At 65.9% G+C, this 11,892-nt stretch carries 10 protein-coding genes; 4 read left to right on the top strand and 6 right to left on the bottom strand.

Features of this window, described 5'->3' with window-relative positions; genetic code table 11:
• Positions 1 to 43 precede the first annotated feature (43 nt).
• Entirely contained in the window at positions 44 to 1,144 is a 1,101-nt protein-coding gene (locus tag QP997_RS06485) for an S-(hydroxymethyl)mycothiol dehydrogenase (protein ID WP_284846606.1), read from the bottom strand.
• A 294-nt stretch (positions 1,145 to 1,438) separates the two neighbouring features.
• Between QP997_RS06485 and QP997_RS06490 the strand changes: the two genes are divergently transcribed.
• Positions 1,439 to 1,768 (top strand): hypothetical protein, encoded by a 330-nt coding sequence (locus tag QP997_RS06490; RefSeq protein ID WP_070761644.1) that lies wholly within the window; start codon positions 1,439 to 1,441, stop codon positions 1,766 to 1,768.
• Positions 1,769 to 1,872: 104 nt separating this feature from the next.
• Here QP997_RS06490 and dnaG read toward each other — a convergent pair whose 3' ends face one another.
• Entirely contained in the window at positions 1,873 to 3,885 is a 2,013-nt protein-coding gene (dnaG, locus tag QP997_RS06495) for a DNA primase (RefSeq protein ID WP_284846607.1), read from the bottom strand.
• Positions 3,886 to 4,039: 154 nt separating this feature from the next.
• Between dnaG and QP997_RS06500 the strand changes: the two genes are divergently transcribed.
• Positions 4,040 to 5,767 carry an FAD-dependent oxidoreductase gene (locus QP997_RS06500; protein WP_284846608.1) on the top strand — a complete coding sequence of 576 codons (1,728 nt, stop codon included), beginning with the start codon at positions 4,040 to 4,042 and terminating at the stop codon, positions 5,765 to 5,767.
• Positions 5,768 to 5,796: 29 nt separating this feature from the next.
• Positions 5,797 to 6,300 (top strand): guanyl-specific ribonuclease, encoded by a 504-nt coding sequence (locus tag QP997_RS06505; protein ID WP_284846609.1) that lies wholly within the window; start codon positions 5,797 to 5,799, stop codon positions 6,298 to 6,300.
• 13 nt (positions 6,301 to 6,313) lie between these two features.
• Here QP997_RS06505 and QP997_RS06510 read toward each other — a convergent pair whose 3' ends face one another.
• From QP997_RS06510 to QP997_RS06525, 4 genes are all read right to left on the bottom strand, one after another.
• A complete protein-coding gene (locus QP997_RS06510; RefSeq protein ID WP_284846610.1) occupies positions 6,314 to 7,594 on the bottom strand; it encodes a deoxyguanosinetriphosphate triphosphohydrolase in 1,281 nt (426 codons plus the stop codon).
• Positions 7,595 to 7,690: 96 nt separating this feature from the next.
• Positions 7,691 to 9,292 carry an FMN-binding glutamate synthase family protein gene (locus QP997_RS06515; RefSeq protein ID WP_070761619.1) on the bottom strand — a complete coding sequence of 534 codons (1,602 nt, stop codon included), beginning with the start codon at positions 9,290 to 9,292 and terminating at the stop codon, positions 7,691 to 7,693.
• Between the two features lie 32 nt (positions 9,293 to 9,324).
• A complete protein-coding gene (locus QP997_RS06520) occupies positions 9,325 to 9,864 on the bottom strand; it encodes a hypothetical protein (RefSeq protein WP_284846611.1) in 540 nt (179 codons plus the stop codon).
• On the bottom strand, positions 9,864 to 11,243 hold the full coding sequence (locus QP997_RS06525) for a glycine--tRNA ligase (protein WP_012360571.1): 1,380 nt from the start codon (positions 11,241 to 11,243) through the stop codon (positions 9,864 to 9,866). Before QP997_RS06525 ends, QP997_RS06520 begins: the two co-directional genes overlap by 1 nt.
• Positions 11,244 to 11,356: 113 nt before the next feature.
• Here QP997_RS06525 and QP997_RS06530 point away from each other — a divergent pair, with 113 nt between their 5' ends.
• A complete protein-coding gene (locus QP997_RS06530; protein WP_350309547.1) occupies positions 11,357 to 11,890 on the top strand; it encodes a Fur family transcriptional regulator in 534 nt (177 codons plus the stop codon).
• Positions 11,891 to 11,892 lie beyond the last annotated feature (2 nt).

Below are 11,892 nucleotides of genomic sequence, written 5' to 3' on the forward strand. Positions count from 1 at the left end.
ATACCCCGGCAACTCAGCGCCGCGAGCCCCGCAGCGAGGGGTTTTAAGAAAACTCCACCACGGAGCGCATGACCTCGCCGCCCCGCATCTTCTCGAAGGCGGCCTCCACGTCCTCGATGCCGATACGCTCGTCCACGAAGCGGTCGAGCGGGAAACGGCCCTGACGGTAGAGGTCGATATAGGTCGGGAAGTCTCGCTCCGGCAGGCAGTCGCCGTACCAGCTGGACTTCAGCGCGCCACCGCGCGAGAACACGTCCAAAAACGGCAGCTCCAGCGTCATCTCTGGGGTCGGCACGCCCACCAGCACCACACGGCCGGCCAGGTCGCGGATGTAGAAAGCCTGCTTGAAGGTCTCCGGGATTCCCACCGCGTCCACGGCGACGTCCACACCAAAACCGCCGGTCAGCTCCTGCACCTTTTCCACCAGTTCATCGGTGGTGAGGCCGCGGGAGTTGATGGTGTGGGTCGCGCCGAATTCTTCCTTCGCGCGCGTGAGCTTGTCCTCGGAGATGTCGATCGCAATGATCGTGCTAGCTCCGGCGACCTCGGCACCAGCGACGGCGGCCATGCCCACGCCACCCAGGCCGATGACGGCGATGGACTCGCCGCGCTGGATCTCACCGGTATTCACCGCGGCACCCAGGCCTGCCATCACGCCACAGCCCATCAGACCCGCAGCCGCCGGGTCCGCTTCCGGATCCACCTTGGTGCACTGACGCTCATGGACCAGGGTCTTCTCCGCGAACGCACCAATGCCCAGGGCGGGCTCCAGCTCGGTGCCGTCAGTGAGAGTCATCTTCTTCGAGGCATTGAAGGTATCGAAGCAGTAGTGCGGCTGACCCTTCTTGCAAGCACGGCACTCGCCGCACACCGCGCGCCAGTTCAGGACCACGTAATCGCCGACGGCGACGTGGGTGACGTCCTCACCGACCTCCGAAACCACACCCGCGGCCTCATGGCCCAGCAGGAAGGGGTAATCGTCCGTAATGCCACCATCGCGGTATGCCAGGTCGGTGTGGCACACGCCGCAGGCCTGCACCTGCACAACCACATCGTTCGCACCCGGGGCGGGGATCTGAATATCCACCAGCTCCACCGGGTCGCCCTTGCCACGCGAGACAACCGCCTTAACGCTCTGTGTCATGCTTTCCTCCTGCTGTGTCTAAATTTTTGGCACCACCGCTGCTCTTCGGTCCGTCCTTTTAGGACGTCAACCCGTTCAGCGGGGCGCTGACTTGCGCTTTCCATGGTGGCATAAGTTCCGCGGGTGCGCCCCGGGGCTGCTGCGCGGGTAGTATGTGGGCCCCTCGCACTCGGGCGAAGCTGATTCCCGTGGCGGGGTTATGACGTAGACTGGGCTTTCACAGCTCCACCGCTAGCCAAACACCCGGGCGGGCGGTGGCCGAGTGCACACCACGTTTGGGAGGGCTTGAACTTCATGATCCAGTTCGTTGTCGGGGCCGCAGCCGGCTACCTGATGGGAACCAAGGCCGGGCGGCGCCGTTACGAGCAGATCCGGCGCGGCTACGAAACCGCGATCAACTCTGAGGTCGCCCAGTCCGCGCTGCGAGCCAGCCGCAAGGCCCTGGCCAATCGCCTGGACCCGGATCCGCGCATGCACGAGGTACGCGACTTGAACGCCAACACCCGCAGCTCGCTGGCCGATGGGCACAGCATCGTCGAGCCGGACGACGCCCACCCCAACGACCGTCCGCTGCGCGCGGACTCCGAATTCAAGCGCCCCCGCTTCCCCAAGAAGCCACGCTAGAGCTCACCCCAACCCGCCTCTCGCCGGCTGCACCACCAGCGACGCTGATCCGCGTGCCGGGGTGCTCGGCATACCGCCCACACAGTCCGTGAGTGGCGGGCAAACTAGTTTCCGAAGGTGAATTCCCCGTAAGCGTTGGCTCGCTCGTTGAGCGAGCGCCGGTACTTCTCCAGCGCGGTGAGGTCGGCGAAGGTGGCCATATAGGCCTCCTTGTCCTCATCCGGGCGCATGCGCTGCATCTGCGCGCGCAGCTCCGCAACCTCGTTGCTCACCCAGCGTTCCTGCATCCGGGCCATGATCGCCGAGGCATAGTACGGCAGCCGCTCCTGCTGGACCTGCAGGTCCTCCACCGCGAGCTCCGAGACCACGGCCTGGCCCATCGCATCCGGCACGTTGTTACTCACCGCGTCCAGCCACCCCGAACCGGACTTGGCCTGGGCGGCACCACCAGCCGCGGCCATCGCATTGACGATCGCGATATACGTCGGGTGCAGGAAACTCTCCGGCGGCATGAGATCGAAGATCTGCCCCGCCAGCTCCGGCTCCTGCAGCCCCAGCTTTAGGACTTCGCGGATACCCAGCAACAACTCGTCCTTCGGGTCCGGGCGCTCCATGCCCGCCACGACCCGCAGGTGACCGCCGGAATCCTCGCCGCCAGACACACCGCCCTGGTTCGCCGCGCCCGGACCTGCTGGAGCGGCACCCTCCGCGAGCCGTTCCCGGCGCGCCGCCCCGCGCTTGAGCTCCAGTTTCGGCTTCTCCGTCCGGCCGCGCCGGGCCTCCTCGCGCACCTGGGCCACGATGTCGTCCGGGTCGTCGAAACCCACCCAACCGGCGGCCTGGCGGGAGTACTCGTCGCGCAGGGCGTCGTCCTTAATCCCGGCGAGCACCGGAATGATCCGCCGCATCGCGTGGATACGGCCGTCCACGGCGGCGGTGTCGTAGCCCTCCAGCAGGGTGCGGATCACGAACTCGAACATGGGGATGCGGTTGGACACCAGCTCCCGCACCGCCTCGTCGCCGCGTTCCAGGCGGATGTCGCAGGGGTCCTGGCCGCCCGGCGCGACGGTGACGTAGCTGCGGCCGGTGAACTGCTGGTCGCCCTCGAAGGCACGCAGCGCGGCCTTCTGGCCGGCCTCGTCGCCGTCGAAGGTGTAGATGATCTCGCCGCGGAAGTAGCGGTCATCCAGCATGAAGCGCCGCAGCATCGCCAGGTGCTCGGAGCCGAAAGCCGTGCCACAAGAGGCCACCGCGGTGTCCACTCCCGCGGCGTGCATGGCCATGACGTCCGTGTAGCCCTCCACCACCACGGCCTGGTGCTTCTGCGCGATGCTGCGCTTGGCTTGGTCAATACCGAAGAGCACCTTGGACTTCTTGTACAACAAGGTTTCCGGGGTGTTCATATACTTGCCCAGCTTGTCGTCCTCGAACAACTTACGGGCGCCAAAACCAATGACGTCACCTGCCACCGAACGGATCGGCCACAGCAGACGGCGATGGAAACGGTCGATCGGCCCCTTGGATCCCATGCGGGATAGGCCAGCGGCCTCCAGCTCCTGGAACTCGAAGCCCTTGCGCAGCAGATGCTTGGTGAGGGTGTCCCAGCCGGGCGGGGCGTAGCCGCAGCCGAACTGATCCGCATGCTCCTGGGTGAAGCCGCGGTCGATGAGGAACTGACGGGCCACATCCGCACCCTGGGCGTCCGAGGCGAACTGTTCCCGATAGAACTCGAAGGCCGCCTTATTCGCCGCGATCAGCCGCTGGCGGGTGCCGGGCTTCTCCCGCCGCCCCGGGCCGCCGCCCTCGTAGTTGATGCGGTAGCCGATGCGCTCAGCGACCTGCTCCACGGCCTCCGGGAAGGTCAGGTGCTCCATCTTCATGAGGAAGCTGAACACGTCCCCGCCCTCGCCGGTGGAAAAGCAGTGGAAGTAGCCCTTATTCGGGCGGACGTGGAAGGACGGGGTCTTCTCATCCTTGAAGGGACTCAAGCCCTTCAAGGAATCGACGCCGCCGGGCGTGAGCTGAACGTACTCCCCCACGATCTCCTCGATCGGCGTCGCCTCGCGAATCGCCTCGATGTCCCGCTCCGGGATCCTGCCCTTACCCATAACGGACATGCTAATACACCCGCCAGACAAGGGCTGTGGCCGAGCGGAACGCCCATTCGCCAGACAAAACCGGCCCGGCTTTTTAACATAGGTTCCCTGACATACTTAACTGCCACGATGTTTACCCATCGCGTGCACCACAGACCCGGGAAGGTAGGTCGCCATGGCCGCAACCCACTACGACGTCCTCATCATCGGCTCCGGCTTCGGCGGTTCCGTCACCGCCCTGCGCCTCGTCGAGAAGGGATACAAGGTCGGTGTTCTGGAGGCCGGCAAGCGCTATGCGGATAAGGACTTCGCGAAGAACTCCTGGCACCTCAAGCAGTTCCTCTGGGCACCCGCGATCGGCTGCTACGGCATCCAGCGCATCCACCTGCTGCGCAACGTCATGATCCTCGCCGGCGCCGGTGTGGGCGGTGGCTCTCTGAACTACGCCAACACCCTCTACCAGCCCGAGGACGAGTACTTCCGTAACAAGCAGTGGGCGCACATCACCGACTGGAAGGACGAGCTGACCCCCTACTACGACCAGGCTCGGCGCATGCTGGGTGTGGTCACCAACCCCACCATGACCCCGGCGGACAAGCTGTCGAAGCAGACCGCCGAGGAACTCGGCGTGGGCGATACCTTCCGCATGGCACCGGTGGGCGTATTCTTCGGCGAGAAGGTCGGGCTGAACGGCAAGCCGAAGGAAACCGTGGAGGACCCGTACTTCGGTGGCGCGGGCCCGCAGCGCACCGCCTGCCACGAGTGCGGCGAGTGCATGACCGGCTGCCGCCACGGGGCGAAGAACACCCTGCTGAAAAACTACCTCTACCTCGCCGAGAAGGGCGGGGCCGAGGTCCACCCGCTGACCACGGTCACCGACATCACCCGCACGCCGGGTGGCGACTGGAACGTCGATACGAAGGCCACGGGAGGCCTGCTGGGCAAGAAGAAGACCCGCCGCTTCACCGCGGACAAGGTCGTCGTCGCCGCGGGTGCCTGGGGCACCCAGAACCTGCTGCACCGGCAGAAGGTCAACGGCAACCTGCCACAGCTTCCGGACTCCCTCGGCACGATGACCCGCACGAACTCCGAGGCCCTGCTCGGCGCGCAGTTCAAGAAGTACGACCCGGAGTGGGACTTCTCCGAAGGCGTGGCCATCACCTCCAGCTACTTCCCCGCCCCGGATACCCACATCGAACCAGTCCGCTACGGCAAGGGCTCGAACTCCATGGGCCTGCTGCAGACCCTCATGACCGACGGCGATAAGCTGCGCCCCCGTGTGCTCGAGTTCCTCCGCCAGCTGGTTCTCCAGTTCCGCCAGATCCCTCGCCTGCTGAACCTGCGCCGCTGGTCGCAGCGCACGGTGATTAACCTGGTGATGCAGTCTCGCGATAACTCGCTGACCACCTACCCGCGCACGCTCGGGAAGTTCACCTGGCTGACCTCCAAGCAAGGCACCGGCGAGCCGAACCCGAGCTGGATCCCGGAGGGGAACAAGGCCACCCGCATCCTGGCCTCCCTGCGCAAGGGTGGCCTGGCAGGAGGGGTGTGGTCCGAGGTGGTCGATATTCCGCTGACCGCCCACTTCCTCGGCGGTTGTTCAATCTCCAGCTCCCCGGACGACGGCGTGGTGGATCCCTATCACCGCGTGTGGGGGCTGCCGGATCTCTTTGTGGTCGACGGCTCGTCCATGGCCGCCAACCCCGGCGTGAACCCCTCTCTGTCCATCACCGCCAACGCGGAGCGCGCCGCTGCGATGTGGCCGAACAAGGGCGAGGAGGACCCGCGGCCGGAGCAGTCCGAGGGCTATCAGCGCATCGAGGCCGTGGAGCCGGCCTCCCCGATGGTTCCTGCCACCGCCCCGGCCGCGCTGCGTCTGCCGATCACCCCGGTGGGCAACTAGCCCTACCCCGCCCGGTATAACTGGCTGTTATGGCGCAGAAGAACAACGGTCCTAAAGCGGGTAAGTACGGAACGGTCGGCGGCGTGGTCGTCGCCCTGGCGCTGGCCGGGGCGAGCCAACTCGGTCTCTTCGGCGATGACGATAACGCCGGCGGCGGCCAGGGTGGCAGCTCCCAGTCCGGGCAGTCCTCCAACTCCTCTCAGCAGAACCCGGGCGCGGATAGCGCTGCTGATTCCGAGTGCGCGGTGGACACCCTGCCGGAAGAGGCCCGGGAGCAGATCGAGGACATCCTCACCGGCGCCCCCTCCGACGACGGCCCGCACGACGGCAAGCACTTCGGCAACTACGAGGGCCTCCTGCCGAAGGAGAAGTCCAGCTATTACCGCGAGTACACCGTCAAAACCCCGGGCCTGAACCACCGGGGAGAGCGCCGCCTCGTCGTCGGCGGTGGCACGGAGACCGACCCTGAGGTCTGGTACTACACCTCCGACCACTTCGAAAGCTTCTGCGAGATCCCCGACGCCGAGGATTAACGCGAAGAAACCACTATGCCCACGCCGCGCTGATGCCGGCAGCGGCGGCGTCCAAGCGCTCAAGCCGGGATTCGGTGAGCGAGGCGACCTGGTCAATGACCACGCGCCGGCGCTCCACCTCGGTAGCGGCGTTTTCATACCAGAGCCGGAAGACCGGATCCAGCGCCCCGGCCCCACCCCGGGTCAGGAACTCCGTGACGCGGAAGATGCGCTCCCGCTGGCGATCCTGCTCCGCCAGGTGCAGCTTCTCGTCCATCACATAGAGCACGGCGATGGACTTCAGCAGCGTGACCTCGGCCTTGACCTCCGCGGGAATGACGAGGTTCGCCGCATAGCGGCCCAGCGGTCCTGTGCCGTACTCCCGGCGGGTCGCGGTAACCACGGCCGTCACAAAGCGGCTGACCAACTCCGAAGTCATCGATTTCAGCGCGACCAGGTCCTGGAGGCTGTGGCGGAAATCCGCGGCCCGGGAGACCACCGGCATCTGCCGCAACCGGTCCGCCGCTTCCAGCAGCTCCTCGGGCTCCCCGCCGAAGTGGTGGGCTCCCTTGTCCGCGAGTGCTGCCAGCTCCACCAGGTCCCACAGCACACCCAGGGTGATGCGACCGGAGAGCATGCCATCCTCGACGTCGTGGACGGAGTAAGCAACATCGTCCGACCAGTCCATGATCTGTGCCTCCAGGCACTGCTCCCCCTCGGGTGCGCCCTGACGGATCCATTCCAGGATGTGCAGGTCGGACTCGTAGGCACTGTACTTGCGGCGCGGGGTGCCATCCGGGGCGGTCGGCCCCCAGGGGTATTTGCAGGCCGCATCCAGGGCGGCGCGGGTGAGGTTCAGACCATAGGAGGTGCCGTCCTCCCCAAGGGTCTTCGGCTCCAGGCGAGCCAGGATGCGCAGGGTCTGCGCGTTTCCTTCGAAGCCGCCGATGCTAGCCGCAGCCTCGTCCAGCGCGCGCTCACCGTTGTGGCCATAGGGCGGGTGGCCGATGTCGTGGCTCAGCCCCGCCAAGTCCGCGAGGTCGGGGTCCGCGCCCAGGGTCTTGCCGATGCCGCGGGCAATCTGGGCGACCTCCAGGGAGTGTGTGAGCCGGGTGCGCGGAGTGTCCCCCGACCCCGGTCCCACGACCTGCGTCTTATCGGCCAAGCGGCGCAGTGCCGCAGAGTGCAGGACGCGCGCCCGGTCGCGGTCGAAGTCCTCCCGGCCATCCGGGACCGATCCCTCCAGCCCCAGGGTCTTCGGTGCGACGGCATGACGGCGCGCGCAGTCGTGCTCCGTGTACTGATACCGCTGCATCTCGCGCTCCGTTAGTCCTGTCTCCGTCCCCGTGGGAGGTCGTTACCAGGTGCCCCGCACCGGCAGAACCACCCCAGCCCACGGGACGTTTAACCCCTAGACGCTGCCGATGTTGCCCTCGGCGAAGAAGTGGTGGCCCGGGCGGCGCACACGACCCTGCACCGGCGGCAGCATCGAGTACTGGTCGTAGGTCGCGCGGTCGTAGTCACGCTGCCAGTCGTCCGGAGCCTTGCCTTCCAGCAGGCTGCCCGGCTCGAGCCACGGGTAAAGATCCTCGTACGGGCGGGCCTGGGTCTGGTCCACGCGGCGCACCAGGTGGCCGGGGCCCAGCTGGCTGACGTCATGCAGACCCATGGCCCCCAGAATGCGAGTGGTGGACTTCAGCGTATTGCGGTGGTAGTTCGCCACACGCTCGGCCTTGCTGTCCACGTCTAGGCCGCGGGAAAGCCACGGGTTCTGGGTGGCAACACCAGTCGGGCAGGTGTTGTCGTGGCACTTCTTGGCCTGGATGCAGCCTGCGGCCATCATCATGCCGCGGGCGGACATCGTGAAGTCCGCACCGATCGCGAGGCGGCGGATAATGTCCGCGCCACCAACGACCTTGCCGGCCGCGCCGACGGCGACCTGGTCGCGCAGGCCCGTGCCCACCAGGGCATTGTGGACGATCATCAGGCCCTCGGTCAGCGGGGTACCCACGCGGTCCAGGAACTCGAGCGGGGCCGCGCCCGTGCCGCCCTCGGCACCGTCGACGGTGATCCAATCCGGCGCGGTCTTCGCCTTCAGCATCGCCTTACACAGGGAGAGCACCTCGTGGCGGGAACCCACGCAGAACTTGATGCCCACCGGCTTGCCATTGGCCAAGCGGCGCAGCTTCTTGACGAAGTGCATCAGCTCGAGCGGGGTGTCGAACTCGGAGTGCCACGCCGGGGAGAGGCAGTCCTGCCCCTCCTCAATGCCACGGGCCTCGGCGATCTCCGCGGTGACCTTGTGGCCCGGCAGCATGCCGCCCATGCCGGGCTTCGCACCCTGGCTGAGCTTGATGAGGATGCCCTTGACCTCCGGGTAGTTCGCCTTGACGCGGAACTGCTCCGGGTCGAAGTGGCCATCCTCGGTGCGGCACCCGAAGTAGCTGGAGCCGATCTCCCAGATCAGGTCCGCGCCGTACTCCAGGTGGTACTTGGTCAGCCCACCCTCGCCGGTCTCCTGGATGAAGCCGCCCATCGCCGCGCCCTTGTTCATGGCGAGCACGGCGTTGGCGGACAGGGAGCCGAAGGACATCGAGGAGATGTTGAACAGAGAGATGTCGTAGGGCTGGGTGCACTCCGGACCGCCGAGGCGCACGAGTGGCGCATCGGTGCGGGCCGGCACCGGGTGGGTGGAGTGCAGCAGGTGGTCGTGGCCCGGCACGAAGAGGTCGCGCTGGGTACCGAAGGCCTCCTCCGCCGGGATGTTCTTGGCGTTCTGGTAGACCATCGTGCGGGTCACGCGGTCGAACGGGCGGCCGTCAGTGTTGGACTCGACGAAGTACTGCTGGATCTCCGGTCGGATGGATTCCATCAGCCAGCGGGCGCGGCCCAGGACCGGGTAGTTACGGCGAATAGCGTGCTTGGGCTGGACGATGTCCACCGCCGCGACGGCAGAGGCGGCCAGTGCCCCGTACTTCACCGCTTTACGGATGAGTTTGCGACCACTTGGCATTGATGATGCTCCTTAAGAATTTTATTCTTCGGCTAGGTGGTGAACCAGACGACAATCGCGATGACCACGCAAATGGCCAGCGCCATCGTCAACATCCCCGTGGTTCGAACCACTCGAGTTTCCAGGGTACGCCGGGCAACCCAGGATACGAAGACCTGGACATCCAGCGGCAGCTTCTCCCCCGGCCCTTCGAACTCCACGTGGAGGTTGCGCAGGCCCCGGTTGTCGGAACTGTACTGCCCCGCCTTCTCGCCATCGATGTCGAGGACGAAGTTGCGTCGGGATTCAGCAATGATTCCGATTTCGTGGCGGTCCGCGTTGATGGCCACCCGGTCCGCGGTGTGGAACTTATCGCTGTTCCCCTTCGCAGTCCAGGTGCCCGTCGGGGTCTCCGCCTGTGCCTCCGGTCCCTCGTCGGCGGTGAGCCGCCAGGTGTCGCCGCCGAAGCGGATGTGTTGAACCCCGCGCTCGTCGGCGAACTCCGCGATGCGGTCCATGTCATCCGCTGGTCCGGCGTAGATCGGGAAGGTGTGCCCGTCGCTGGGCACGCCCCATCGGATGTCGCTGTTCATTAGCAGCCAGCCAGGCGCTGTGCGAGGTAGCCCTCGAGCTCGTCGATGGAGACGCGCTCCTGCTCCATCGTGTCGCGCTCGCGGACGGTGACGGCGTTATCTTCCAAGGTGTCGAAGTCGACGGTCACGCAGTACGGGGTGCCGATCTCGTCCTGACGACGGTAGCGGCGCCCGATGGCACCGGAGGTGTCGTAGTCGATGTTCCACAGACCGCGCAGCTTGTCGGCGATCTTCTCCGCGGTCGGGGTCAGGGTCTCCTTCTTCGACAGCGGCAGGACGGCGACCTTCACCGGCGACAGGCGCGGGTCCAGCTTCAGGACGGTGCGGGTGTCCGTGCCGCCCTTAGCGTTCGGCACCTCCTCCTCGGTGTAGGCGTCGACGAGGAAGGCCATCAGGGAGCGGCCCAGGCCGGCGGCCGGCTCGATGACGTACGGGATCCAGCGCTCTTCCTTCTGCTGGTCGTAGTAGGACAGGTCCTCGCCGGAGCCCTCGGAGTGGGTCTTCAGGTCGTAGTCCGTGCGGTTGGCGATCCCCTCGAGCTCGCCCCACTTGGAGCCGGTGAAGTGGAAGGCGTACTCGACATCCACGGTGCGCTTGGCGTAGTGGGACAGCTCGTCCTCGGTGTGCTCGCGCAGGCGCAGGTTCTCGCGGTCAATGCCCAGGTTGACGTACCAGTTCAGGCGCTGCTCGATCCAGTACTCCTGCCACTCCTCGTCGGTGCCCGGCTCGACGAAGAACTCCATCTCCATCTGCTCGAACTCGCGGGTACGGAAGATGAAGTTGCCCGGGGTGATCTCGTTGCGGAAGGACTTACCGATCTGGGCGATACCGAACGGCGGCTTCTGGCGGGAGGAGTTCATGACGTTCTTGAACTGGGTGAAAATGCCCTGTGCAGTCTCCGGACGCAGGTAGGCCAGGCCTTCCTTGTCGTCGACCGGGCCCAGGTAGGTCTTCATCAGGCCGGAGAAGGCGCGCGGCTCGGTCCACTTGCCCGGCTGGCCGGTCTCCGGGTCGTTGATGTCAGCCAGGCCGTTTGCCGGCGGGTGGCCGTGCTTCTCCTCGTAGGCTTCCAGCAGGTGGTCGGCGCGGTAGCGCTTGTGGGTGTAGAGGGACTCGACCAGCGGGTCGGTGAAAACGTCCACGTGGCCGGAGACTTCCCACACGCGGCGCGGGAGGATGACGGAGCTGTCCAGGCCGACGACGTCGCCGCGGCTGGTCACCATCGAACGCCACCACTGGCGCTTGATGTTCTCCTTGAGCTCCACGCCCAGCGGGCCGTAATCCCACGCAGAGCGGGTACCGCCGTAAATCTCACCACAGGGGTAAACCAGGCCGCGACGCTTCGCGAGGTTGACAACGGCATCTACTTTTCCTGCCATGCTGGGACGCTCTCCTTTAAAAACGAACTCTGTTCTGCAATTTCTTGCACTGTTGCGCGACGTGCATTCCTGGGCACCAGGGCAGTCGCTTACCAGAGGCCATCTTAACCGATATGGCAATTCGGCGTTTCAGTGCGCCCCCTCCCCGCCGAAGCACCCCCAGACTCACTATTGACAACTTATTGAAAATCAGCGTCGGCAGGGCTAGGCTTCGATTCATGGTCAGCAAGAACTCCACCGGCGGAATCAACATCGGTCAACGCAACACCCGGCAGCGCGCGGCGGTCGTCGCCATGCTCGAACAGGTTGAGGAGTTCGCCAGCGCCCAGGACATCCACGCCCGCCTCGTCGCGGCCGACGAGAAGGTTGGGCTCACCACGGTCTACCGCACCCTGCAGCAGATGTCCGAGATGGGGGCGATCGACACGCTCAACAACGAGTCCGGGGAAACCCTCTACCGGCGCTGCGCCATGGACACCCACCACCATCACCTGGTGTGCAATGACTGCCGCACCACCGTGGAGATCGACGGCGGCCCGGTGGAAGACTGGGCCCGCGACGTCGCCAAGAAGTACGGCTTCCGGAAGACCGGCCACACCGCGGACGTCTTCGGCCTCTGCGCCGACTGCGCCGCCAAGAAGTCCTAAAA

This window comes from Corynebacterium sp. MSK039 (genome assembly GCF_030232315.1).
Taxonomy (GTDB): domain Bacteria; phylum Actinomycetota; class Actinomycetes; order Mycobacteriales; family Mycobacteriaceae; genus Corynebacterium.

Bases quoted from the DNA above. Each gene is read 5' to 3' on its own strand.
- QP997_RS06485 (WP_284846606.1), bottom strand. From the start codon at position 1,144: ATGACACAGAGCGTTAAGGCGGTTGTCTCGCGTGGCAAGGGCGACCCG.
- QP997_RS06490 (WP_070761644.1), top strand. From the start codon at position 1,439: ATGATCCAGTTCGTTGTCGGGGCCGCAGCCGGCTACCTGATGGGAACC.
- dnaG (WP_284846607.1), bottom strand. From the start codon at position 3,885: ATGTCCGTTATGGGTAAGGGCAGGATCCCGGAGCGGGACATCGAGGCG.
- QP997_RS06500 (WP_284846608.1), top strand. From the start codon at position 4,040: ATGGCCGCAACCCACTACGACGTCCTCATCATCGGCTCCGGCTTCGGC.
- QP997_RS06505 (WP_284846609.1), top strand. From the start codon at position 5,797: ATGGCGCAGAAGAACAACGGTCCTAAAGCGGGTAAGTACGGAACGGTC.
- QP997_RS06510 (WP_284846610.1), bottom strand. From the start codon at position 7,594: ATGCAGCGGTATCAGTACACGGAGCACGACTGCGCGCGCCGTCATGCC.
- QP997_RS06515 (WP_070761619.1), bottom strand. From the start codon at position 9,292: ATGCCAAGTGGTCGCAAACTCATCCGTAAAGCGGTGAAGTACGGGGCA.
- QP997_RS06520 (WP_284846611.1), bottom strand. From the start codon at position 9,864: ATGAACAGCGACATCCGATGGGGCGTGCCCAGCGACGGGCACACCTTC.
- QP997_RS06525 (WP_012360571.1), bottom strand. From the start codon at position 11,243: ATGGCAGGAAAAGTAGATGCCGTTGTCAACCTCGCGAAGCGTCGCGGC.
- QP997_RS06530 (WP_350309547.1), top strand. From the start codon at position 11,357: ATGGCAATTCGGCGTTTCAGTGCGCCCCCTCCCCGCCGAAGCACCCCC.